The following is a 24,667-nucleotide window of genomic DNA, read 5'->3' on the forward strand; positions in this document are numbered from 1 at the left end:
ACTAACCCGTTCACTTATCGCTTATCGATCATCAAAAATCAATGATGATAGATTACCTTAAACTGCATAGTCTAATAAAGATTTTTTCCCGGCCTCGAATGATCCCTGAAAAAATATGTTTTTGATACGCCAATAAAATTGCGCTAAAAATATTCTTTATGGGATATCATCTACCAATTTCAACATTCAAGACACTATGAAATGGCTTGATCTTCCATTTTCAAAAGTAGCACGCGGCAGCGTAAAGCTACCGGGTTCCAAGAGTATCTCCAACCGGATTCTGTTGTTAGCCGCATTATCCGAAGGCACCACGTATATTCATGATTTATTGGCGTCTGATGATACTGCGCGCATGCTCGACGCCCTTTCTAAATTAGGAATAACCATTACGCAGTCATCCGGTCATGATTATTGCGTAGCTGGAACCAACGGCAAATTCCCAGTGATTGAAGCCGATTTATTTCTTGGAAATGCCGGTACTGCATTCCGCCCCTTGGTCGCTGTCCTATCTCTGATGCAAGGGCATTACCGTCTATCCGGTGTACCGCGCATGCACGAACGCCCAATTGCTGATTTGGTCGATGCGTTACGGCAAATCGGTGCAAGTATCACATACTTGGGCAACCCCGGTTATCCCCCTCTGGAAATCGGGCCCCCCAGCATGCAAAATCGGGATGAATCGCTGACAGTTAACGTGAAGGGTAATGTTTCCAGTCAGTTCTTAACGGGGCTTTTGATGGCTTTGCCATTAACCGGGAAACAGTCTGTCATCAATGTATCCGGCCATTTAATTTCAAAACCTTATATTGAATTGACGCTTGCTCAAATGCAGCGGTTCGGTGTTGAAGTCGAACAGCATGATTGGCAACAATTTGTTATCCCGCCGCAGCAAATATATCGCAGCCCCGGCAAGATTAGCGTTGAAGGTGATGCTTCTTCAGCTTCTTATTTCTTAGCTGCAGGCGCAATTGGACAAGGACCCGTTCGCGTTCAGGGAGTAGGTCGTGATAGTGTTCAAGGCGATATCCGGTTTGCAGCTGCACTAGAAATGATGGGCGCAACAATCACGATGGGAGATCATTGGATTGAAGCGAGTAGCCCAGCAGTCAATGGAAAAAAACCTCTGCACGCCATCGAACTCGATTGCAATCACATTCCGGATGCTGCCATGACACTGGCCGTTACTGCCTTGTTCGCCGAAGGCACTACCGTGCTACACAATATTGCCAGCTGGCGCCTAAAAGAAACCGACCGGTTGACAGCTATGGCTAACGAACTTCGCAAGGTAGGCGCGATCGTCGAAGAAGGATCGGATTACTTACGCATCACTCCGCCTGTTACCGGGTTAACCCCGGATATCGCCATCGATACTTATGACGATCATCGCATGGCGATGTGTTTCTCACTTGTTTCCTTTGGGGTGCCGGTTCGTATCAACGATCCCGATTGTGTTGCAAAAACCTTCCCAAATTATTTTGAATTATTCTCACAGCTTGTTCACACTTCATAAAATATACTTTGTTTGACAACCGATTTCATGCTCAAAACACCTGAATGAACATTCATACTATTCCCGTCATTACCATTGATGGCCCATCAGCATCCGGCAAAGGAACCATTGCACAGCTCGTTGCCAATAAGCTCGGATTTCATTATCTCGACAGCGGCGCGCTGTATCGATTAGTTGCATTAAAATCGTTGCAATCCCACGTTGATATTGACGATATTTTGCAACTTGCCGATTTAGCCAGAAAATTGGATACTGTTTTTAAGGATCAGCAAATTTACTTGGATGGAAAAATCGTTACCGATGAGATCCGCTCGGAACAATGCGGTAACTTAGCATCAAAGCTGGCGGCTTATGCGCAAGTCCGTACTGCGTTGACTGAGCGCCAGCGGGCATTTCGTCAACCTCCCGGGTTGGTGACCGATGGCCGGGATATGGGATCGGTTATTTTTCCCGATGCGATTCTTAAAATCTTTTTAACCGCAACTGCTGAAATTCGCGCACAAAGACGCCATAACCAGTTGATAGAGAAAGGAATAAGTGCTAACATTTCCGACCTTTTGCAAGATATCGAGAAAAGGGATGAACGCGATAGCAATCGTAGTATTGCACCTTTGCTGCAATGTAGTGACGCACGATTACTGGATACCTCATCGCTAACCATATCTCAGGCACAGGACACAGTGCTCGCCTGGTATAATGAAATCTGTGCGAAAACCAGCGCTTGAAAACAAAATTTTCAGTTATTTCTTAGAAAACTGACTTTTTGCATCAAGCATTTTTTAACTAACCCGGTCCGCTGGATTTTTTCCGGAAGGACTGTTTAACTAGGTATTTTACGAATGACTAATGCTTCCCCTGCTACCCAGAATTCCCCTGAAAGTTTTGCTCAACTCTTTGAAGAGAGCCTCACACGCCAAGAAATGCGCATCGGCGAAGTTATTACCGCCGAAGTAGTTCGCGTTGATTACAATATTGTTGTCGTCAATGCAGGGCTTAAGTCCGAGAGTTTTATTCCGGTCGAAGAATTCAAAAATGATCGCGGCGAAATTGAAGTAAAACCCGGAGATTTTATCAGTGTCGCCATCGAATCGCTCGAAGATGGCTTTGGAGAAACACGCCTTTCCCGCGATAAAGCAAAACGACTGACTGCGTGGCATGATTTGGAAGAAGCCATGGAAAGCGGAAAAATTGTGACCGGAATGGTCAATGGCAAAGTAAAAGGCGGCTTGACAGCGATGATCAATGGTATCCGTGCTTTTTTGCCAGGCTCGCTTGTCGATATACGGCCGGTAAAAGACACCACACCTTATGAAAATAAGGAAATGGAATTCAAGGTTATCAAACTGGACCGGAAGCGTAACAACGTCGTTGTTTCCCGGCGCGCTGTCCTGGAAGCGACGCAAGGCGCTGATCGTGAAACTTTGTTATCCAATCTGCAAGAAGGTGCTGTTGTTCATGGAATCGTGAAGAATATTACGGATTATGGCGCGTTTGTGGATTTAGGCGGTATCGATGGTCTGTTACATATTACCGATTTGGCATGGCGCCGCGTAAAACATCCTTCCGAAGTTGTCACCATCGGCGATGAAGTCACTGCCAAAGTTCTTAAATTTGATCAAGAAAAAAACCGCGTATCCTTGGGTATGAAGCAGCTTACCGAAGATCCTTGGGTCGGATTATCACGCCGCTATCCCGCACGTACCCGTCTGTTTGGAAAAGTTACCAACCTGACTGATTATGGTGCGTTCATCGAAATCGAACAAGGTATCGAGGGTTTGGTTCACGTTTCCGAAATGGATTGGACCAACAAGAATGTTTATCCGTCGAAGATTGTACAACTCGGTGACGAAGTCGAAGTCATGATCCTTGAAATCGACGAAGAACGGCGCCGCATTTCTCTCGGCATGAAACAATGCCAGCCGAATCCATGGGAGGAATTTGCTGCCGCTCATGAAAAAGGCGAGAAAGTTCGCGGGCAGATCAAGTCGATTACCGATTTTGGGGTATTTATTGGACTCCCTGGCAATATCGATGGCCTGGTGCATTTATCGGATTTATCCTGGAACCAGCCTGGAGAAGAAACGGTTCTGAACTACAAGAAAGGTGATGAAATTGAGGCGATAATCCTATCCATCGACGTTGAAAGAGAGCGTATCTCGTTGGGTATCAAACAGATGGAAGGTGATCCATTTACCAGCTTTGTCGCAGAACATGATAAAAACAGCATCATTGAAGGCACGGTTAAATCCATTGACGCCAAAGGCGCTGTCATCGCTCTGACCGATGAAGTGGAAGGATATTTGCGCGCTTCCGAAGTCTCTCGCGATCGCGTGGAAGATATCCGGACCCATTTGAAAGAGGGCGATAAAGTTGAAACCATGATTATCAACGTCGATCGCAAGAACCGGACGATCAATCTTTCTATCAAAGCAAAAGACAAGTCAGACGAAACCAGCGCCATGCAAAAAATTAAAGCGCCGACTAATGCTGGAACAACCAGCCTGGGCGCGCTTTTAAAAGCAAAAATGGATAGTAAGAGTACTGAGCAATAAGGAATTTTATGACAAAATCTGAATTGATTTCTCGACTTGCGGCACGTTTTCCGCAGCTAGTAACTAAAGATGCCGAACTTTCCGTTAAAACGATTATCGATGCTATGGCTAAAAGCTTAGCTAAGGGCGAACGTATTGAGATTCGTGGTTTTGGAAGCTTTGATCTCAATTACCGGCCGCCACGTATCGGTCGTAATCCTAAATCAGGCGAGAAAGTCAAAGTACCTGAAAAATATGTCCCGCATTTCAAGGCTGGCAAAGAGATGCGCGAACGTGTTGATTTCAAAGACAAGAAGTAAGTTTATTTCCGATCACGAGAAATTTCTGATGTATTACTTCAGTTTTTCGTGATCGGTTGTTGTAATGAGTTGCTTTTAGTTTTTTATCAAAATTCATAATTTGTGTGGGCTAATTTTATCATGCTGAAACTAATCACCTGGTTTTCTCGCATTTTTGTCTTTGTGGTGCTTGCGGTGTTTGCTTCCAACAATACGCAACCGATAACGCTGCAATACTATTACGACAAGTCAATCGAACTGCCTCTTAGTGTTGCTTTGCTGATATTCTTCGCTGCAGGCGCGCTGATTGCTGCTGTTGTGGTCCGATGCCGGTGTCATACTGAATAAACCGATTTTTCTATTCTTGCATGCCTGAATCACGCATCATTCTCGCACTGGATTTTTCATGTGAAACGGATGCGTGGCAATTGATTGACAGACTGGAGCCGGGATTATGCCGGTTGAAAGTCGGGAAAGAACTCTTCACTGCAGCTGGCCCCAGATTTGTGGAAAAACTTATATCCAAAGGTTACGATGTTTTTCTCGATTTGAAATTCCACGATATTCCCAACACGGTTTCGCAAGCATGTAAAGCCGCTGCTGCGCTCGGCGTATGGATGGTGAATGTACATGCGTTAGGCGGGCGGAAAATGATGCTGGCGGCACGTGATGCAATACAGACACCATCAACGAAATTAATCGCGGTCACTTTACTGACAAGTCTGGATAAGGAAGATCTCGCAGAAATCGGTTTACAAGGTCAACCTGCTGATATCGTTGGGCGCTTGGCGCACTTGGCAAATGATTGCGGAATAGATGGCGTTGTTTGCTCCGCTCAAGAGGCGGTTCAACTTCGTCAAACATTGGGGCATCGCTTCTGCTTGGTTACACCCGGAATACGGCCTGCGGATAGTCAGGCTGGCGATCAAAAACGTATTACGACTCCTACTCAGGCCATTATCAATGGCGCCCATTATTTAGTAATCGGCCGGCCAATCACGCAAGCACAAGATCCGCTCCAAGCATGTCATCGGATTAATGCCGAAATCGCGCTTTTGCAAGTGTGAATTAAATTTAACATCTTCTGAGTTATTACTTTCACGCATTCAAGCTAATGACCGGATTACACAATCTGCAGCGCTTTCAAAATAGGCAAGCGCTTTTCCGAGAACACAACTGCTTGGTGCGTTAATTCGGCGATATTTTCTTCGGATGTTGAAAGGCTCTTGCCTTCTTTAGTAAGCCGCTGATTCATGATCTCCAGATGCTGCCAGACAAACTTAGCCCATTCTTGCGGTTGCTTGAATCCTTGATTACGAGCCAGCAAAAATAATTGCTGAAAGCGGTTAACAGAGATGCCGCCGCCGGTCACCGGACTTGCAAGGTAAGCGATATCATTGCTGCTGCGACTCTTATTTAGAAAGGTAAGATTCAGTTTATCTGTGGTCCGCTTCGCTTTATGGCTGATTGTATCTTCTTGCACCGCCCCCAAATCGCCTTTACCTGTCAATATCATAACTGCTTGCAGCACTTGCGCAAACACCAGTCCCTCTCTTTTCATTTCATGCTCGATTTGACCGAGGCTGCGTGGCTTATGATCTGCCAGCAAGTCTAATATAGGACGGTAAACATTTTCGTTGAGTGTCGCTTCGCCGCGTGCACCGCCTACTTTTAACTCTACCAATGATTTCTCCGCTGTCAGCAGGACGCGCTGCGCTCTGAGTTGCTCACCTCGGTCAAATGTGCCTAATTGGCGCTCACCCTTAACCCAGTAATCACGGCGAAATTGTGTATTGCACATAAAATCCCGGACTGATTGCCGAAATGTAGTATCCTGTAATTCCTGCAAAAGGGCTTGTTGTTCTGCGCTGAGATTCACGGCGTCAACATGATCGGTATAGTGCGCGGAACATGCAAAACCAAGTTTTGCAGCCGAAAGCCATTCTGATATACGAGCAAACGACATTGGATGCCAGTCCCGATTAAAATATTCATGTGCCAGATAATGACGGTTCTGTTCTTTCATGCGCTTGATACGTTCAACTAGCTGTGGATTGACCTTGCTATAAAGCGGATCGGTAGCCAGCATCCGTTCCACAAAGTCTAATGCCGCATCAATACGGTTCGTGATCCCCTGTCCGCTGGAACCCATGACTTCCGTATGTAAGTTAAGTAACTCGCGCATCGGCACCATACCCGCCCATCCCGGCTGTGAGTTGTAGCTGATATACAATACCCCGCCAATTTTTAATTTACGCCGCAGAAAATCGACAATGACATGGCGATTTTGATCGTTTATCCAGCTCCATATCCCATGCAAGCCGATATAGTCAAATTCAGGCAAATCCGCGCGAGAACAAAAATCTTCAAATGCTTCATCGTAAAGCGTTGCATTTGTACCAGCAGCAGCTGTTATTTCTTGAGCAAAGCCAGCTTGGCTTGGGTTAAAATCTGTTCCATACCACGATACTTGCGATGCAGCTGCGTGAATTGCGATGCTTATTCCCTGACCAAATCCAAGCTCACATGCTGTTCCCACTTCAGGTAATACTTGTCCAGTTGCGAGAAATGGCAATTTGAGTCGCTGCGGATTCAATTCAGTGTAATACCCGTACGTGTACTCGATATCAGCCACGTACCCTGCGGTCCAGTCGGTCATCGAAATTCCTTCTACTTAATTTATGCTTTTGAAATGATAGCCGATTATCGGCAATGAAAAACCCCGCTTCTTTTACAAGAAGACGGGGTTTTAATTTTCATCTTAAAGGCAAAGCCGGGGCCCGCCTTTTATTGATTAGAAGTTGATGTCAACTTCAGAGATACTGGTGATACCCGTTAATTTGATAGCTATATCGTCAGCAGCCGTGAAGTTCCCGTCTTTATTAGCGTCGACAAATACGTAACTATCGCCGCCAATAAGTGTGTAAGCTACACCACGATCACCGGCCACAGAACTAAAGAGATCAGCAATGTTGGTTAGATCGGTTGTATTGCTAACTATCGCGCTAACATTCTCGACCCCGCGTTGCACACCCGTGAAACCAAAATTGGTGAGATCTAAGCGATCAGTTGTCGCGGTACCACCAATATCAAACTTGGTGATGTCATCAAAACCTGTATCGGCACCAAGCGTAATCTTACCGTCTTTGCTGGTATCGGTAAGCTGTGAATCGGTCGCAGCTTTTAATACGAAGGTATCGCGAGCCGAACCTGTTGATGCTGTCAGATCAATCACGTCAGCCCCTTTACCGGAATAAATCGTGTCACCGGTCGCCGTTGCTGTGTAGGTGTCCACTCCTTCGGAACCGGTATAGGCAACACTTTTAGCGTGTGTAGAAAAGTCTATCGTCACATTTCCAGTCGAACCACTTGCATTTACCTTGGTTACCACACCGATGGTAGTTGCGCCGGAAAGATCGACAGAAGCATCGCCGGTAATCGTTAAAGTTTCAGCCTCGGCTGCAACGATTTTCGCGGTCAGCGTATGTTCCGAAGCTTTCAATGCATCGGTACCACCATCTAACGTGCCGACTTTAGCTTGGATCGTTAAATTCTCAACACCAGCCACTGTCACAGTTTGTGCATTAATATCACCATCGGCCCCATTATCTTTGTTGCCGTCATTAATCGTGGCAACCAGAGTAAAGGATTCAGCGGTTCCTTTGGCAGTCGTACCGGTATAGTCCTTGCCGGTCACGGTAATATTTTTCACAACATCGAAACCTGCATTTGTTTCTGCTTCACTCGCAATGTTCAATACGAAAGTATCCGGTGCATTTTTGAAATCAATGTCACCAGCCAAAGCACCGGCAATCGCTTCATCGATCTGCACCGTAGAAAAACTGTTCAACGAAACATCGTAATCCCCTTTGCCGCCGGAAACATCCAGGGTTTCGAAACTAGTAATGTACTTGGAAGTGGTGGAATCTAATTTAGAACCATCGGTAATATTGATGATATCCGTACCGTCACCGCCATTCACGCCCTTATCGAAAGCCGCTAAGTTAGCGCCTACGAAAAGCGTATCGTTACCCGCGCCCAAATTTGCAGAAGAGCCGGTCGTAGCGATTGCATCGGCATCAATCACATCGTTACCGCCACCCGTCGTAATGGTTACGGCCTTACCAGCGGTAAGCTCGGCTTTGATAGCGCCTGTCGAGCCGGAAGCATCGAAGGTTGTAACTGCTGCCAGCGCCGCGCCTGTCAGATCCACCGAGCCGCTGCCAGTAATAGTAACCTTGGTCAAAGATGCACCACTGTCGGTAAAGGTAAGAGCGTTGTCACCAGACGCAGCGATCGTTGCAGTCGTAATCGCATCGGCATTCGTCGAATTAACATCCACATAGGCATTATTTGCCGTGATATTGGCGGTGGTCACTTTGCTGGCATTATCTTTACCCAAATCCAAAACAATATCTGCCGTATCGGTGCCAACCGTATTCAGATCCAAAGCGATCGTAGTCGCAGTGCCTGCTGTGCCGCCGATATTTACATTTTGCTTCTGATTCTTGACAGCCAAGGACGCGATATCACCGATATTATTTACAGTACCAGCCGTGGTGCTGTCAATAACGGTCACTGTGGTTGCGCCAGTGGTGTTGGCCAAATCCAGTTTTGCACCACCATCTGCAAACCGTACGTTAATCTTCTCGATATTTTTGATTGTCGAAGCCACTGTGGCATTTTCAACCAGCGTTGCATTGAGAGAATCAACACCAGCGCCCCCATCGATCGAATCGACGCTTTGCAGTGTATTGGTCAGTGTGCCGGAAACATTCTGCGCAGCAGCTTCGAAAACATCAACCCCTGCAGTACCAGTGAAAGCCGCACCGCTGTCTTGATTGACGGTAAGCGTAAAGGTTTTTCCAATTCCGCCAGATCCATCCAATATCGCTTGCACATCTTCATCTGTATAAGGCGCTGTACCGGTCACGTTGCCCAAAACTTTTTGTAGCGTATCAAAATCGGTCGAAGTACTTACTTTAGAAAAAGCATCCGCAACCTTGGCTTTATTTTCCAGCAAGGTCTTAGCTTCGGTAAATACCTCGTCTGTCGTATTTGATAGAAAAGTTACCGCATCGTAGACGATGTCGCCAAAGCTATCGCCTGCTTCGAGGCGATCATGAAAATAGTCATGCGCCTGCGCACCCGCAGTACCTGCATCACCATCCGTCAAACCAAAATTTTTCATCAGCACATCGACTTGATCTTCAACGGTAACTTTACCGGCCAAAATGTTTGTAGTAAAAATCGGGAGAGTTGCTAACGCGTTAGACAACTGCTGAATGGTTCCACCATTCGAAACAAAATTTGCCAAATCAGTCAGATAAACCCCGCCCGGTGCTGCATTGAACAAACCTGCAACAACCTTCAAAATTTCTGTTTTCTGTGCATCATTTATAGCCATGGGGAGCTCCCTTGATAAAAATTAAAATTAATTACGAAAGTAAATTACTTGCAAGTTTTCACTTTTCACTATGTCTCTTTGCAACCTCTGCGAAACCAGCAATTTCCCTAGCAGAAATTACCACAAAAGCCAAGTTAAAGTGCATTCTGCCCAAAACAATCTCTCAATGCAAGTCTGCTACGGAAGTTTTCTATTGAATTGTTGCTAATTTGCAACATTTTTGTGAAGAATAACAGCAATGATTTTAGGTCATTAATCTGAAAAACCATAAAGGCGGACGGTTTTTCCAACTTGAATTGCGAATCCCGACTACCGACGCTCAGTAAAATATGGTAAATGACCACACCCCAAGCTTTATCGCAAAAACACAAGCGTTCAAGAAGATGGCTTATTATACAACACAACATCCATACCTTGGCATTATCTAATGCAGACTTCCGAACAACCTTTATTGATTCTTATTTTTCGCATATTATACACACAAGCTTCTTGTTATATTCTTTATTCAATTTCTTGCAGCAATCCAAATTCTCTTCTCCAGGTAATATCATTAACCTGTGGCAACACCGCCCGTTGATCGTGCAAATGATCAAGCGGGAGATCATCGGCCGGTATCGCGGCTCTTTTTTGGGAATATTATGGTCATTCATCAATCCCATTTTGATGCTTGCTATCTACACGTTCGTTTTCGGTGTTGTTTTTAAGGTGCGGCTCGAACCGCAAGCTAATGATATTTACGAGGATAAATTCACCTTCGCACTGTTGCTGTTTACCGGTTTGATTCTATTTAATTTATTCTCTGAATGCTTATCCCGAGCGCCCGGATTAATACTATCGAATGTTAATTATGTGAAAAAAGTAATATTTCCTCTCGAAGTCTTGCCGTTGGTTTCTCTCGGATCGGCCCTGTTCCACGCTGGTATCAGCTTCCTGGTATTGATTATTTTTTTGTTGGTCGTTAATCATCCCGTTCATTTAACGATGATATTCCTGCCCATCATTGTGCTACCGTTTGTTTTACTCACGATGGGATTGTCCTGGATACTCACTTCGATCGGTGTTTTTGTACGCGACATTGGCCAATTTATCGGCCTGGTCTTAACCATGCTGCTGTTTCTGAGTCCGATCTTTTACCCTGCTTCGGCGCTGCCGGAATCCATTCGCGATTATTTATTCCTGAATCCCTTAACATTCATCATCGAACAAGCGCGAAGCGTCATTCTCTACGGTCAAACGCCTGACTGGATAGGCCTGAGCGCGTATTATGCTCTAGCTGCCTTCGTTGCTTGGACAGGATTAATCTGGTTTCATAAAACCCGGAAAGGTTTTGCAGATGTCCTTTAATATGGTTGATCCCGAGCCGGCGATAAAAGCCTGTAACTTATCGAAGTGCTATCAGTTGTATCAGCATCCCAAAGACCGGCTTAAGCAGTTTTTATGGCCTCACCGATGGTTAGGATTACGGGCTTTTTTTCGTGAAGTGCATGCGCTGCATGATGTCAACTTAACCGTTATGCCTGGAGAAGTGGTTGGAATTGTCGGTCAGAACGGCTCCGGTAAATCCACGTTGTTGCAATTGGTGTGCGGCACACTCACACCTACCAGCGGAGAAGTTAAAGTCAATGGCCGGATTGCCGCGTTATTGGAACTTGGCGCAGGCTTCAATCCGGAATTTAGCGGGCGTGAGAACATTCTGATGAGCTCGGTGATTATGGGATTGAGTCAAACAGAAATTGACGATCGAATGGAAGACATTATCGATTTTTCGGGTGTCCGGGATTTTATTGACCAGCCGGTGAAAACCTATTCCAGCGGCATGTATGTGCGTTTGGCTTTTTCCGTTGCGATTAACGTGGACCCTGATATCCTGGTGATTGATGAAGCTTTGTCGGTCGGTGACGGCGCTTTCGCCCGTAAATCATTTGCGCGCATCATGCAAATGCGCGATGCCGGAAAAACCATCTTGTTTTGCTCGCATTCGTTATTCCAGGTGGAATCGCTGTGCGTCCGGACGATCTGGATTAATCACGGCCGGGTAATGATGGATGGCGACTCAGCCGGAGTCGTGACAGCCTATCAAGCATTTCTTGACCGGAATACCGCTAACTCCGCAAGTGAAGCGCCTGCCATCCCGACCAGCAGCACCATCGCCACAGAAAGTACTGAACAACCTGCCGGCACTGCCCGGTTGCTGAAAGTAAAGCTGCAAGAAATTGATACGGGCGCACAGCATGCTATCATCATGAGCGGTGAATCCAACGTGCAAGTTTCGATTGCCTTCGCTTCCGATCCCTTGCTGCCTTGTCCCAATGTTGCAATGACATTGCAAACACCGGATGGCCGCACGATTGCAAGCGCAGCCACGTGGGAAGATCAGTTTATGCTGGAACGGACAGCGGAAGGAATGGGCGCAGTCAGTCTTAAATTAGATCAAATACCGTTACTGAAAGGTGATTATCTGATTAATATCTATCTAATGTGCGAACGCGGCATCCACATATACGATACCGCAGTTGCGGCAGCAACGCTTCAAGTCAAACAATCAGGCCGCTTACAGGGTTATTTTGCAATCCCGCATCGATGGGAAAATACGCTGAATGGTTAGAGTATGACGAAATCAGTAGAGCAGAAAATAATCAAACCGGATTTGCAGCTGTATCGGCACACGGATCATGGGGTGTCCACCGGCGCAATTTTGCCGCCACCATACAGGAATCTTCCCTTTCCGTTAAACGTGTACGCGTACGCCACGATGCTGCAAGAAGGCGAAGCCGCGGAGTATTATGATGGCCTATTCCCTACCCGCATTCCCCATTTTCTCGCAGCACAACGAGAGTTTGCGGATTTGATTTTGAACAAACTACCACCGCCCCCGGGCCAGATCCTCGAAGTCGGCGCCGATCTGAGCACCGTGTCGTCACTGCTAAACCAACACGGTTACAAAGTCCAGAAAATGCCCCCCGCTGTTCAGCAGACAGCTTATCCTCAGGGCTTCTCAGCAACGGATATTCCTGTTACTAATCAGGCACTGGAGACGTATAAAGCGGAGCAGGAAAGTTTCACTGCCATGCTGTTGCGAGACGCAACACAAGCTATCGAACCGTTAACAATACTCAACAAAGCGCAAGATTTGCTGGCACTCTCCGGGCATCTGCTGATAGCGGGTGAATTCCTGCTGAAAAACGATGCAACAACATGCAATATCAAGAAACTTCCACAGCTTGATCATCTGATCACATTGGCCGGCCGGTTCGGTTTTGAACTCATCGGAACCACCGATCTATCCGCTCGAGCCACATCGGCACTGGATTATCTGCTGCAACTCGTCGCCACGCATCGGCAACGATTAATCAAGGATTTGTCACTAAGTCATGAACAACTTGCAGAGCTCGAACAATTCAACCGGACTTGCCGCGGCTTGTACAGCAACAATCAAATTGGCTATGCGCTCTTGCAGTTCAGAAAAAAAACGCAACCGAAATGGCGTTTACAGCTTCTGAAAAAAAATCAGATCCCGGAACTGTTTGAGCTGTTCAAGAGAACATTCAACCATGACATGACCCCGGCAATCTGGCATTGGAAATACAATTCCATCCCCGGACGGGAAATCGGCGTGTGGCGGGAGCGTCAATTAATCGCTCATTATGGCGGTATCGCGAGAAAAATTCTTTTCTTTGGCCAACCGCAAACTGCGGTGCAAATCGGTGATGTCATGGTGGATAGCAGTGAGCGTGGCACATTGACGAAAAAAGGCCCCTTCTTCCTGATGGCCGCGACTTTCCTGGAACGCTACATCGGCTACAACAAACCCTACTTATTGGGATTCGGTTTTCCAAACGAACGTGCCATGAAAGTTGCGGAACGCCATGGATTATATGCAGAAGTCGGAAGAATGGCCGAATTCTCCTGGAATCCGCTACCGAAATGGCCACGCATCAAGTCCCGGCTGTACGCAATTGACCAAGCAGACGATCATTATGCCGCTGGCGCTGTCAACCATTGTTGGCAGCAAATGGCTAATGATTTATCCGAGTCTCTCGTCGGCATTCGCGATTGGTCTTATTTGCAGTATCGTTACCTGAATCACCCCTCGAATCACTATCAAATCGTACTCGTAAAAAGCCGCTTTGGCGGAAAAGCGCGTGGAATTATCGTGCTGCGTCATGATTCCAGCGGCTGCGAAGTAGTCGATCTGGTCGCAGCGCTCAACGAAATTCCTGAATTAATTGTACACGCCAGGCGGCTGGCGGGCATCAACGGCCATCGACGGCTTTACTGCCGGATCACGGAAAATTTTGCAACACCATTTGCCGCCACTGGCGGCATCCAGCAAGCTTTGGATTTCCGCATTCCAGCCAGCATCTGGGACTGCGCGCCAGCCATCGAATTGTTACGCGACCGTTGGTGGCTCATGTCCGGAGACATGGATTTCCGTTGAACCATCCGCATTCATGAAAATTCTCATGGTTACCCGCGAGACGAGGGCCGACCAGCGCTACGGCCTTGGCCGCAGCCTTGCGCCTTTGCTTCAGGAGTTTCGCTGCCGCGGAATTGCTATCGATTATCTATGCCAAGCTGACTTGGGACAACGTGCTTTAATTTGGCAACGCCGCTGTTTTGCTATCGGCTCCTTCCTGTTTGGCAAATGGCCGACACGTACGAATTTCCCCGTGCTGCTCCAAGTTCTGCTGGAACGGTTCAACATGGGACGCCTTGCCGCCAAACTTTCAGCCACGCAGCGATATACGCACGTGCATTGTCATGACCCTTTTATCGCCGCCGGCTTGCGTTTTTTTTTGCATTTCTACTCTGGCCGCTCCATCGTTTGGGGCATCACCGAACATGGCTTCGGCTGCTATGCGCAAGCAATTCATGAAGACGGCGTGCACATGAATCCGAGCGTCATGCATATTATCCGCCGCTGGGAAGCACGCACATTGCGCGCTGCATCCTGGGTAATCGCGCCGACTCGCCGGTGCCTTAACCAGATTGCGAACGACTTGAGAATTTCTCCACTTCCTGATAACTGGCATTCCATCGTACATGCCCGGCCACCGGTCAATCGCTATAGCCGTCAAGAAGCGCGGCAGCGGCTTGGCTGGGATGATACCGCTATCTATATTCTCAGCGTTGGCCGCATCGCTCCGGTGAAACAGTTTGCCATGCTCATCGAAGCATGCTCCAAATTGACTCTGGAAAAAGATCTGCAACTGGTCATCCTCGGCGAAGGCGATCACCGGCTATTGCAACAGCAGGCACGGCAACTGCAATTTCAACGTGAAATCCTGTTCGCGGTCACCGACGATATCGGTTTGTATCTTTGCGCCGCCGACTTGTATGTCAGCGCTTCGGCGTCGGAATCGTTCGGCCTGGCAAATCTGGAAGCGCTAACCGCAGGCACTGCCGCGGTGTGCACCGCAGTAGGCGGCGTTCCGGAAGTTACCGGCGATGGCGCATTATTATCCGCACCCGACACCAATGCGCTTGCAGAAGCGATGCAGCGCATGTTAAACGATGCTCCACTGCGCCAAAGGATTGCCCGGAAAGGCCGGGCAAGAGTTGAAGCGTGGCCCGATATCGCTAAAATCACCGATCACTATGAAACAATTTATCGCCAAGCTGCAGCAAGCTAGAATCGCCCGCCTGGATCTGTGTCCCTTACCAGCCATGCTCACTCCGATTGAACATGGCGCCGTACTTGTTTTCGCGCCACATCCGGATGATGAGACTCTAGGTTGCGGCGGCGCCTTGGCGTTGCTGCGGCAGAAACAATGTGCGATAAAAGTTGTTTTCGTCACCGATGGCGCAGGCGCGGGCAGCCTGGACGCCGATGCCCCCGCCATTCGCCGCAAGGAGGCGATAACTGCCTTGGCAGTGCTGGGAATTGACGATATCGAATTTCTCGATGAGCCCGACGGGAATTTTCGTAACTCCACTCGCTTTGAAAACAAAGTCCGCGATTTACTACAGCAATTTCAACCGGATTGGCTGTTCGTGCCTTCGGTGCTTGATTATCATCGCGATCATGTCGCTATTGGCCAAGCCGTTCTATCCTGCTGGAAGAAATGGAAAACATCGGGGCGTGCATTCATCTACGAAATCTGGTGCCCGCTGCCTGCTACCCATGTCATCGACATCGGCAGTGTGATCGAAATCAAGCGGCAGGCCATTTCCTGCTACGCCTTACCGCTCGCGCATTGCGATTATCTTTCCGCCAGTTTGGGTTTAGCGAGCTACCGGGGTCTTTACTTGCCTGGCAAGCGAGACGGTAATTATGCCGAAGCTTTTACCGAAGTGGAAAAAAAAGCCACTTTTGAAAGCTTACAACAAAAAATGCTAAACTTACGGCTCTATCTTGAAAGCCTATTGAAGCGTTAAACTTGGCTTACCTCACGCGTTTAAGTGTTTTCTTTCCTAAATAATTCCGGAATTCCAAGATGCCTGTAGAAAACGGCGTTGTGCATCCTCTTGTGAGCGTCATCATCCGTAGCATGGATCGACCAACGCTATCAAAAGCACTGGATTCTATAGCCGCGCAAACCTATCCAAATATTGAGATTATTATTGTCAATGCGTTTGGCAAGAATCATAGGGCTTTGAGCACTGAATGCGGCAATCACCCGATACGGGTAGTGAATAATCAGGAATCTCTGAATCGCTGCCAAGCTGCCAATATCGGATTGCACGCTGCTAGTGGCGATTACCTGATTTTTCTCGACGACGATGACTGGTTCTTACCGCATCACATTGAAATATTACAGCAGATTCTTTCCTGCAATGAAGCTGCCATCGCCGCCTATGCCGGAATACAATGTATCAACGAGTTTGGCGAAGAAATCAGTCGTTACGCCGAAAACTTCGACCCCATCCAGTTGCGCATTGAAAATTTCATTCCGATTCATGCCGTACTGTTCAAACGCAAAGCATTGAATAACGGCGCTCACTTTGATGTTGCTTTGGAGCTATGCGAAGATTGGGACTTCTGGCTACAATTAGCGGAAATGGGTAATTTCAAATTCGTTCCGGAAATTGGAGCGGTTTATCGTATTCAAAAGGGCGCAGGATCGGGCATACGAGACAACAAGGTCCGTACCCGGCAAGTGATGACCGCAATATACAGAAAATGGATCTCGCGCTGGAGCGATGACACATTATGGTCCGTTCTGGAATACGCTCGTTACCATAAAACCGCTATCGCTAGTGAACAGGCGCGACTGAAACTCGAGCAGATTATCGCTGATCGTGATCATCAAATTGTAGCATTGATGAATTCCACCAGCTGGCGCATAACCAGACCAATGCGCGCTATCAGTTCGCTTTTCAAGAAAATATTGACGAGTGATTAATGTTAAGTACAAAAACATTCTTAATTCAATCAGAATATTTTCTAATCACTTTCCGCAATTGATAGAGGAACAATGATAGACACTGAGGTACTCAACTTAGACGCAACCGTCGGCATCATCACGCGCACAAAGGACCGGCCTGTGCTATTAAAACGGGCGTTGGAGAGCGTCGTCAATCAAAGCTACGAAGACTGGCAATTGGTAATTGTCAATGATGGCGGCGATCCTGCGGCGGTTGACCGGCTCGTGAATCATTTTGCAGTACAATTGCGTGACCGAGTGTCCGTCATCCACAATCCAGTTTCTCTCGGTATGGAAGCTGCCAGTAACAAAGGCATACAATCGATTAAAACACGTTACCTGGCGATCCATGACGATGACGACAGCTGGGCGCCGGAATTTCTGACGATCGCTGTTGCTGAAATCGAGCATATCCGTCAAAAATTTCCACAAGTTGCCGGTGTCGTCACCCTTGCAAATGTCATTTATGAACGGGTCGAAGGCAACATCGTTCATATCGACAGAACCGAACCTTATTGGAGTTCCGGAAAACGCGGATTCGTGTCATTTGCCGAACTATTGGCTGATAACCAGTTTGCGCCAATTCAATTACTGTTCCGCTATGATGCAGCAGAAGCAATCGGTTTTTTTCGAGCGGATTTGCCCGTCCTCGGTGACTGGGATTTCAACATCCGTTTGTTATCGCGCCATGACATTTTCATCATCCCGCAATTTCTAGCGTTTTATCATCACCGAATTACGGATCAGAGCGGATACGGCAATACCATCCACGCTGGCAAGAGTCAGCATGAATTGTACGCCAAGATGCTTAAAAACGAATGGTTGCGGCAAGACATCCAGGACCGGCGATTTGGTATCGGGATGATGATCGCCTTGCAGCAAGGAATGCGCTCGTTGACTGAGACCACACAGTCACTCCCTCAATCAATTCAGCCACGCCAGGCAATCCGCATGCGGCGTTTCTTTAAATTGATCGGGCTGTGGTTGTTGTCCGATCAGAAAATTGCCAGCATTAAAAAATTTTTTCAAATTTTACGCTCGGAGGGCCTTCGCAATACGGTGCATCATATTAAGGCCTGGTATATCAGCCGCGGTGGTAATTAATAGTGTTTCAGGAATAGATCGCGCATGAATAATGACGAGTTACTCAGACATTACACGGCCAAACTGACGAAATTCAAGATTGTTTCGTTCGATATATTTGACACGTTGATCCATCGTGCCGTCCATCGGCCAACAGATCTATTTGACACCCTCTCGGCCAGGTTGCGGCACAATGATTTCGGCTTGATGTATCCGGAAATTGCGAGCGGTTTTGCTCACAAAAGGATCGCGGCGGAAACTGAAGCACGAGCTCGATTAACAGCAACGCTTGGTACGCCGGAAGTTGGATTACAGGAAATTTATGACGTCCTTGCGGAACATCTCGACTTGTCGCAGGAACAGCGACAATATCTGATCGAACAGGAGCTGGAGCTGGAAGAGCAGTTCTGCCATCCGAATCCAATCATGCAGATGCTTTTCCCATTGGCCGGGCAAAATGACCGGCGCATCGTGTTATGCTCGGATATGTATCTTCCGCCTGATTTCATCGAAAAGTTACTGACGAAATGCGGCTATATCAAGCCTTACACCTTGCTGGTTTCCGGAGACCGGCGCAAAAGCAAGCATGAAGGATCCATGTATCATGAAGTACTGCAGCATTTCTCCGCGCAACCGCACGATGTGATTCACTTTGGTGACAACGCACATGCGGATGTCAAGATTGCAAAAAAAATCGGCATTCAACCGGAATTCTTCAATTATCTACAAGACCGTGTCGAACCCCGGCTTCGGATACCGTTGCAGAAACCCGCACAAGACGGACATGTATGGTCGCTGATGGCGGGTTCGATCCGACAGTTGCTGATGGAAAAAACGTATGACTTCTGGGAAGATGCCGGACTGCAAATATTCGGTCCGCTCATTCTCGGAAAAGTTTTATGGATGACGCAGTTGGCACGTCGGCATCGTATTGAACGCATGTTGTTTTTTGCCCGTGACGCCTATTTATTTCATAACATTTTTGAACGCTATCAAGAATTACTCGGTCGACAGGTTGAGTTAAAATATTGTTTTTTTTCTCGCGCGGCATTACTGCTTCCTAGTTTTGTGGATATGCCACCAAACCGCGTTCTACATTTATTCAGCGGTAAAATAACCCGTTCGGTTAGCTATCACCTCCGTAAACTGGGTATCAATCCAAATCTTCATTTGCTGCAAATTAAGCAAGCTGGATTTGAATCAGAAGATGAAATGGTCTCCAACGGAGATACGCGGATGCTCGGTTTACTGAACTCGCTATGGCACAATATTCTTCTCGAAGCCAAAAGAATCCGTTCACTCCCACTACGCTATGTGAACGAGCTTGCCGAGGGAGCGACGAATTTGGGAATAGTTGATATCGGCTGGACTGGCAACATGCAAGGCGGATTCGCCAGGTTGCTACAACTCACGCGGGTGGATTTCCAAATTTATGGATACTATCTGGGAACATTCGACATGTTGTCCCAAAATTATTTACCGAGAAATAATTACCAAGGCTACCTGGTTAATGAGAATAAACCGGCGGAACTGTGTGAGAGCCTTATCAACGGCGGCGTGGAATTACTCGAGTTCGCTTTGATGGCCCCTCACGGCACTACGCTCGGTTACCGTGAGCAAGATGGCCGAATTGTTCCGGTGCTCGAAGAAAACAAAGCGGATCAGGCGGTCCAGGAATTAGCCCAGCGCGTGCAAAGCGGTGCGTTGGATTTCATCGACCGGGTTTTACCGCAAGTTCTGGCAATCGGTATCGATAGCTTTGTTTCCCAGCGATGGGCCGACCCGTTCTTCCGTTTGGTCAACGATCCATCCTGGGAAGAAGCCAATATGCTGGGTGAACTAACCCATTCCGACACAGCCTCCGATACCAGCAAACGTTTATTCATCGCTGAAAAGTTGCCGGACAACCTTATCCGCAAACGTGGCAAGGAATTTCGCGAAGCACGGCAGCGCGCTTATTGGAAAAAAGCATTCGACCTGCGCAATGCATAGACCCATCCCATGAATACTTCACTGAATAAACCGCTCATCAGCGTTGTCATGCCGGCCTACAACCACCAGGCTTTTGTAGCTGAGGCGATCCGCAGTGTGCTGACACAAACGCTGCAAGACATCGAGTTGATTATTGTCAATGATGGTTCCACCGACGATACTGAAAAGGTGATTCTGGAATTTGCAGATTCGCGCATCCGCTATTTCACGCAATCCAATCAAGGCGCCCATCATGCGCTCAATCGCGGCATCTCATTAGCGCAAGGCGAATATCTCGCTATTATCAATTCCGATGACGTGTTTATCACCAATCGATTGGAAATTCTACTAAACACATTACAGGACAGTAATCTGGATTTCGTTATTTCAGATATCAATTTGATTAACGAGCATTCCGAAATCATCGCCGATTCTTCCCATTGGTGGCTGACATGGTATGAAGATCTCAAACGAAAATATCAGCAAACTTCATCGCCAGCCGCCACATTACTTACCGGAAATTATGCAATATCATCGTCCAATTTTTTCTTGCGCATGAACTTGGCAAAAAAGATCGGCGGCTTCCGGCCGTTTCGTTATATTCTCGATTATGATTATGTATTCCGCGCAGCACTGATCAATCCGCAGACTTTTTCCTTCCTGATTAATCAGAAGTTACTCAATTATCGCTTGCATTCCAGCAATACCATTTTAGAAAACCGGCTTCTCGCCAATATCGAAACCCGTTATTTTATCAAGCAATCGATCAGTAAATACTTCGGTGATGAACTGCGCACGCCCGTTGCTTATTTGAGTAAAGTCGACAATTACATCAAAAAGATTCAACAGAATAACTTTAATCAACATCTTGATTCGTTACGTCATCAATATGATCAACTGCAACATCAATATCATCAACTGCAACATCAATATCATCAACTGCAACATCAATATCATCAACTGCAACATCAACACCATCAGTTGCACGACCGCTGCGAACTGTTGATGCAACAGTTGGCGTTATTCGAAAGCTCTAACAGTTATCGAATCGGCCGCATGATGACCGCGCCTTATCGCTGGTTCGTGTCAAAGTGGTCAAAAACGTGATTTCCAAGCGCCCGCAAGTCATTCGTACCGCAGCAGATTTACGCATAGAAATCGAACGGCATAGTCCGCAAATAAAAGCCATCGCGATAGATATTTTCAATACCGTTCTGGAACGGGATACTGTTACGATCGAGGACTACCATAAAATGTTAGCCCGCCGGATCGTCCGCACCCTGATGGATCGTTTCGACATCGATCGCACCGTTGAAGATATCATCGAATTGTTTAAAATAATTGAAAATAATTCAGAACCCTCAGCGATAAATGCACAACCATTTAGTCCCTATCGATTTACCGGTTTTGCAGAAACATTAGCCAACGATTTAATAAAAAACGACCAGATCCGGATAACCGCACTCACCGAAAGAATCAGCGCACACCTGCTTGCGGTTGAAACCGAGACATTTTTTGCCAGGCTCGACATAGCCAGGATATTGGAATGGCTCAATTATCAAAACATACGAGTTATCGCCATTTCCGATATGCCCTTTGATCCCGCGCATTTACAAAACATCTTCAAGCGTCAAGGATCTGCTGTTCACTTTGATCACGTTTATGTTTATCCGCCGCACAATTCCGTAAATCAGTCACAGCAATTTTTTACAGCCCTATTGCAGCAACAAGAGCTACACCCGCATGAATTGTTTTACATCCGCAGTGCTCGCCCATCCAATGCGCGGGTACCGGCAACAATGAGTATCCCTACCGTTATTTATGAAGACATCGCCTACAGCAGACAAACTCAAACCATACGGATTTACCGCCACCTCGCCCAAAAAAACGCTTACTGGCGTGGCCGCCATTTAATGCAACTTATCCGTCCTGCAGCCGCCCGGTCGTTTCACTTTAACTATGGTTATGAAATTTTAGGACCGATCTATGCAACCTTTATTCTGGGTGTTATCGAAGTAGTAAAACAACACCATATCAAGCGGGTTTTCTTCCTGGCCAGGGAAGGCGAGTTGTTCATGAAGCTATTCAATGAGCTTTGCCCTGATTTTTTTGAGCCGGATCAAATACCATCCGCGCATTATCTTTATGTATCCCGGCAATCGACTGCTTCTGCGGCAGCACACCGCGGATTAAGTCATGAAGTGGCGATCACCCCGTTATTCAATCCCAAACAACAAGGATGGCACTCGATCTTTCAAGCATTTAACCTACCGCCGGATGCATTTACGTCGGTTTGCCGGAATCACGGCTATCCTGAAATCCGGCAGCCTATTGCCGATTGGGAATCGGTTCAATTCAGAGAAATGCTGGATGACGGGGATTTCCAAACGACAGTTCGGCAGCATGCTGAAAAGAACTGGCGATTACTACAGCAGTATTTGATACAACAACAATTTTTTACTGAAAAAAAAATAGCGATCGTGGATATCGGCTGGAATGGCACGAGCCAGAAATTTTTGCAAGAAGCTTTTGGGCAAGATGAAAATTATCCCCATGTAATGGGACTTTATTTCGGATTCATTGGCGGCAGAAAATACCAGTTTGACTCTAAAAAAAATACCCTATTGGGAATCCTGTGCGATGAACGGAACAAAACCAGACCAGGGGATATTTTTAGCCGTTTTGAAGAAATCTTTGAAGAAGGTGCGCGTGCGCTTCACCCCACCACGATCGGCTACCAATTCGATCAACAAAGCGATACGATAATACCCATTTTCAAACCGCCATCCGGTGACACTGGCAATATTGAATCGACTAACAATCATCGCATTGCTGAAATTCAAGCCGGGGTCCTGGATTTTACCAGCGAGTTTGCGCGTGCAATTGATTTGACCGGTTATCGCCTTGATGATATCAAGCCTTTCATACTCACCTTGGCGGAGAGAGCGGTCGCATTTCCAACTGCTGAAGAGTGCAGTCAGCTCATGCAACTAGAACATTCGGAAGATTTCGGCACAGAAAATACCATGAATTTTCAGCATGAAAAATTCAACAACAGAAGCGTCTTGTTAAAACCAAGAAATTTCATCCGGACATTGAAAAACGCCAATTGGAAATATGGCACTGTCGCATCGCTGAGCTTTCCGGGATTCAATACCATTCTGAGACTTTACGATTTGTTTAAATCAAAATGATTAAGAAATTACTGTTTAACAACCAGCTCGATCTTAATGCATGTCCCAGTGGGCAGTTACTCAAAATTTTTTTGATTCATAGAATCTCTTGCTTCCTCTCCAGGAACCCCAAAAAACAACTACCTGTAATGCCACAATGGATGGATTTTGTGCTAATCCTGCTGATACACCGCTGCTATCCGATTTTTCCCTTTTTGTTCCGCTGGCCCTCGATTTTTTCACAATGGATAAAACACCAATAAAGCACCCCGCCGCAAGCGGCGAGGTATTAAATGCGCTCTTCAAACCGCTGGTTTTCAACCAGCTTACGCCCCAAGGGGCGAGGAATTAAACCCGATAGAGATTAAAACGCCCGCAAGTTACAGACAGGAACATATACATTGAAGCCATTGTATGAGGACATCGTACCGATTATCGTTACTTATAACCCTGACGAAAAAACGCTGATTGCCAGCATTGACGCATTGCTTGATCAGGTTAAAACCATCGTCATCGTCGACAATGGTTCAATCAAGGAAGTTGCGACGATACTGCAACAATTGCGGCCAACACAACCCGATGCACTCTGCCTCCTGGCATTGCACCAAAATTTTGGATTGGGAAAAGCCTATAATGCCGGTATTGCAATTGCACGCAAGTTGCGTGCGGTGTTTGTACTGCTGATGGATCAGGACAGCATTCCGGAACCGGCAATGTTGCAAGAATTACGACGGGTTCATGCGAGCCTGTTCCATCTGGGAAAACAGGTTGCCGCAGTCGGCGCGAGCTATCGAAACCAAACTCATCAAGGGTTAGCACCTTTTACCCGGTTAACGCCGTTCGGTCTCGCAAAGATTCATTGTGAGGCACACAACGATTACGTACCCACCGATTTTCTGATATCTTCCGGGTCCTTGATTTCGATCCAGGCATTGGATCAAATCGGCGGTATGGATGAAGAGCTTTTTATCGATCACATTGATACCGAATGGTGCTTCAGAGCACGATCCAAAGGATATGAAGTATTCGGTGCGTGTCGTGCGGTCATGTCCCACGCTTTGGGAGAACGCCAGATTCGTATCTGGCTGGGTCGGTGGAGAATCATCGCGTTCCACCAGCCGTTTCGCTATTACTATATGTTCCGGAATAGCGTGTTACTCTGGAAACGCGCCTATATGCCCGATACTTGGAAGCGAGCGGATAAATTGCGCATTCTGTCGGCTTTTATTTTTTTTACGATATTTTCACCCAACCGCCTTTCCAATCTTCAAATGATGTTGAAAGGCCTGTGGCACGGATTTAATCATCGCAGCGGAAAACTCTAGT

Annotated in this window: 20 protein-coding genes; 17 read left to right on the forward strand and 3 right to left on the reverse strand. The window is 46.9% G+C overall.

The window, feature by feature from the left end; translation table 11 throughout:
* Positions 1-196 precede the first annotated feature (196 nt).
* The 6 genes from aroA to pyrF all read left to right on the forward strand — a co-directional run bounded on the left by aroA (position 197) and on the right by pyrF (position 5,407).
* On the forward strand, positions 197-1,510 hold the full coding sequence (gene aroA, locus ACV7NC_RS08490) for a 3-phosphoshikimate 1-carboxyvinyltransferase (protein WP_458152088.1): 1,314 nt from the start codon (positions 197-199) through the stop codon (positions 1,508-1,510).
* Positions 1,511-1,554: 44 nt separating this feature from the next.
* Positions 1,555-2,235: a (d)CMP kinase gene (gene cmk / locus ACV7NC_RS08495; RefSeq protein ID WP_458152089.1), complete on the forward strand. Its 681-nt coding sequence runs from the start codon at positions 1,555-1,557 to the stop codon at positions 2,233-2,235.
* 114 nt (positions 2,236-2,349) lie between these two features.
* Positions 2,350-4,062, forward strand: a complete 1,713-nt coding sequence (rpsA, locus tag ACV7NC_RS08500; protein WP_458152090.1) for a 30S ribosomal protein S1 — start codon at positions 2,350-2,352, stop codon at positions 4,060-4,062.
* An 8-nt stretch (positions 4,063-4,070) separates the two neighbouring features.
* Positions 4,071-4,361: an integration host factor subunit beta gene (locus tag ACV7NC_RS08505; protein WP_458152091.1), complete on the forward strand. Its 291-nt coding sequence runs from the start codon at positions 4,071-4,073 to the stop codon at positions 4,359-4,361.
* Between the two features lie 120 nt (positions 4,362-4,481).
* Positions 4,482-4,688, forward strand: coding sequence for a LapA family protein (locus ACV7NC_RS08510; protein ID WP_458152092.1), 207 nt, complete (start codon positions 4,482-4,484; stop codon positions 4,686-4,688).
* Positions 4,689-4,708: 20 nt separating this feature from the next.
* Positions 4,709-5,407, forward strand: a complete 699-nt coding sequence (gene pyrF / locus ACV7NC_RS08515) for an orotidine-5'-phosphate decarboxylase (RefSeq protein ID WP_458152093.1) — start codon at positions 4,709-4,711, stop codon at positions 5,405-5,407.
* Positions 5,408-5,463: 56 nt separating this feature from the next.
* On the opposite strand, the gene ACV7NC_RS08520 is transcribed toward pyrF, so the two are convergent.
* Positions 5,464-6,999: a class I SAM-dependent methyltransferase gene (locus ACV7NC_RS08520; RefSeq protein ID WP_458152094.1), complete on the reverse strand. Its 1,536-nt coding sequence runs from the start codon at positions 6,997-6,999 to the stop codon at positions 5,464-5,466.
* Positions 7,000-7,134: 135 nt separating this feature from the next.
* Positions 7,135-9,747: a beta strand repeat-containing protein gene (locus ACV7NC_RS08525; RefSeq protein ID WP_458152095.1), complete on the reverse strand. Its 2,613-nt coding sequence runs from the start codon at positions 9,745-9,747 to the stop codon at positions 7,135-7,137.
* Positions 9,748-10,260: 513 nt separating this feature from the next.
* Between ACV7NC_RS08525 and ACV7NC_RS08530 the strand changes: the two genes are divergently transcribed.
* From ACV7NC_RS08530 to ACV7NC_RS08575, 10 genes are all read left to right on the forward strand, one after another.
* Positions 10,261-11,091 (forward strand): ABC transporter permease, encoded by an 831-nt coding sequence (locus ACV7NC_RS08530; RefSeq protein ID WP_458152096.1) that lies wholly within the window; start codon positions 10,261-10,263, stop codon positions 11,089-11,091.
* Position 11,092: 1 nt separating this feature from the next.
* Positions 11,093-12,352, forward strand: a complete 1,260-nt coding sequence (locus ACV7NC_RS08535; protein ID WP_458152097.1) for an ABC transporter ATP-binding protein — start codon at positions 11,093-11,095, stop codon at positions 12,350-12,352.
* A gap of 3 nt (positions 12,353-12,355) precedes the next feature.
* Positions 12,356-14,185: a GNAT family N-acetyltransferase gene (locus tag ACV7NC_RS08540; protein WP_458152098.1), complete on the forward strand. Its 1,830-nt coding sequence runs from the start codon at positions 12,356-12,358 to the stop codon at positions 14,183-14,185.
* Positions 14,186-14,198: 13 nt separating this feature from the next.
* A complete protein-coding gene (locus tag ACV7NC_RS08545) occupies positions 14,199-15,380 on the forward strand; it encodes a glycosyltransferase family 4 protein (protein ID WP_458152099.1) in 1,182 nt (393 codons plus the stop codon).
* A complete protein-coding gene (locus tag ACV7NC_RS08550; protein ID WP_458152100.1) occupies positions 15,346-16,125 on the forward strand; it encodes a PIG-L deacetylase family protein in 780 nt (259 codons plus the stop codon). Before ACV7NC_RS08545 ends, ACV7NC_RS08550 begins: the two co-directional genes overlap by 35 nt.
* A 59-nt stretch (positions 16,126-16,184) precedes the next feature.
* Entirely contained in the window at positions 16,185-17,093 is a 909-nt protein-coding gene (locus ACV7NC_RS08555) for a glycosyltransferase family 2 protein (protein ID WP_458152101.1), read from the forward strand.
* A gap of 72 nt (positions 17,094-17,165) precedes the next feature.
* The gene (locus ACV7NC_RS08560; RefSeq protein WP_458152102.1) at positions 17,166-18,218 is read left to right on the forward strand and encodes a glycosyltransferase family 2 protein; all 1,053 of its coding nucleotides are present in this window, start codon (positions 17,166-17,168) and stop codon (positions 18,216-18,218) included.
* A 24-nt stretch (positions 18,219-18,242) separates the two neighbouring features.
* The gene (locus ACV7NC_RS08565) at positions 18,243-20,189 is read left to right on the forward strand and encodes an HAD family hydrolase (RefSeq protein WP_458152103.1); all 1,947 of its coding nucleotides are present in this window, start codon (positions 18,243-18,245) and stop codon (positions 20,187-20,189) included.
* Between the two features lie 9 nt (positions 20,190-20,198).
* Positions 20,199-21,275 (forward strand): glycosyltransferase family 2 protein, encoded by a 1,077-nt coding sequence (locus tag ACV7NC_RS08570; protein ID WP_458152104.1) that lies wholly within the window; start codon positions 20,199-20,201, stop codon positions 21,273-21,275.
* Positions 21,260-23,362, forward strand: a complete 2,103-nt coding sequence (locus ACV7NC_RS08575; protein ID WP_458152105.1) for a hypothetical protein — start codon at positions 21,260-21,262, stop codon at positions 23,360-23,362. Before ACV7NC_RS08570 ends, ACV7NC_RS08575 begins: the two co-directional genes overlap by 16 nt.
* 60 nt (positions 23,363-23,422) lie before the next feature.
* Here ACV7NC_RS08575 and ACV7NC_RS08580 read toward each other — a convergent pair whose 3' ends face one another.
* Positions 23,423-23,662, reverse strand: a complete 240-nt coding sequence (locus ACV7NC_RS08580; RefSeq protein WP_458152106.1) for a hypothetical protein — start codon at positions 23,660-23,662, stop codon at positions 23,423-23,425.
* A gap of 80 nt (positions 23,663-23,742) precedes the next feature.
* Here ACV7NC_RS08580 and ACV7NC_RS08585 point away from each other — a divergent pair, with 80 nt between their 5' ends.
* Positions 23,743-24,666: a glycosyltransferase family 2 protein gene (locus ACV7NC_RS08585; RefSeq protein WP_458152107.1), complete on the forward strand. Its 924-nt coding sequence runs from the start codon at positions 23,743-23,745 to the stop codon at positions 24,664-24,666.
* Position 24,667 lies beyond the last annotated feature (1 nt).

It is taken from the genome of Nitrosomonas limosa, from assembly GCF_054188085.1.

What these genes read in the sequence shown, in the direction of transcription:
- aroA (WP_458152088.1), top strand. Translation starts at nt 197, where the DNA reads ATGAAATGGCTTGATCTTCCATTTTCAAAAGTAGCACGCGGCAGCGTA.
- cmk (WP_458152089.1), top strand. Translation starts at nt 1,555, where the DNA reads ATGAACATTCATACTATTCCCGTCATTACCATTGATGGCCCATCAGCA.
- rpsA (WP_458152090.1), top strand. Translation starts at nt 2,350, where the DNA reads ATGACTAATGCTTCCCCTGCTACCCAGAATTCCCCTGAAAGTTTTGCT.
- ACV7NC_RS08505 (WP_458152091.1), top strand. Translation starts at nt 4,071, where the DNA reads ATGACAAAATCTGAATTGATTTCTCGACTTGCGGCACGTTTTCCGCAG.
- ACV7NC_RS08510 (WP_458152092.1), top strand. Translation starts at nt 4,482, where the DNA reads ATGCTGAAACTAATCACCTGGTTTTCTCGCATTTTTGTCTTTGTGGTG.
- pyrF (WP_458152093.1), top strand. Translation starts at nt 4,709, where the DNA reads ATGCCTGAATCACGCATCATTCTCGCACTGGATTTTTCATGTGAAACG.
- ACV7NC_RS08520 (WP_458152094.1), bottom strand. Translation starts at nt 6,999, where the DNA reads ATGACCGACTGGACCGCAGGGTACGTGGCTGATATCGAGTACACGTAC.
- ACV7NC_RS08525 (WP_458152095.1), bottom strand. Translation starts at nt 9,747, where the DNA reads ATGGCTATAAATGATGCACAGAAAACAGAAATTTTGAAGGTTGTTGCA.
- ACV7NC_RS08535 (WP_458152097.1), top strand. Translation starts at nt 11,093, where the DNA reads ATGGTTGATCCCGAGCCGGCGATAAAAGCCTGTAACTTATCGAAGTGC.
- ACV7NC_RS08540 (WP_458152098.1), top strand. Translation starts at nt 12,356, where the DNA reads ATGACGAAATCAGTAGAGCAGAAAATAATCAAACCGGATTTGCAGCTG.
- ACV7NC_RS08545 (WP_458152099.1), top strand. Translation starts at nt 14,199, where the DNA reads ATGAAAATTCTCATGGTTACCCGCGAGACGAGGGCCGACCAGCGCTAC.
- ACV7NC_RS08550 (WP_458152100.1), top strand. Translation starts at nt 15,346, where the DNA reads ATGAAACAATTTATCGCCAAGCTGCAGCAAGCTAGAATCGCCCGCCTG.
- ACV7NC_RS08555 (WP_458152101.1), top strand. Translation starts at nt 16,185, where the DNA reads ATGCCTGTAGAAAACGGCGTTGTGCATCCTCTTGTGAGCGTCATCATC.
- ACV7NC_RS08560 (WP_458152102.1), top strand. Translation starts at nt 17,166, where the DNA reads ATGATAGACACTGAGGTACTCAACTTAGACGCAACCGTCGGCATCATC.
- ACV7NC_RS08565 (WP_458152103.1), top strand. Translation starts at nt 18,243, where the DNA reads ATGAATAATGACGAGTTACTCAGACATTACACGGCCAAACTGACGAAA.
- ACV7NC_RS08570 (WP_458152104.1), top strand. Translation starts at nt 20,199, where the DNA reads ATGAATACTTCACTGAATAAACCGCTCATCAGCGTTGTCATGCCGGCC.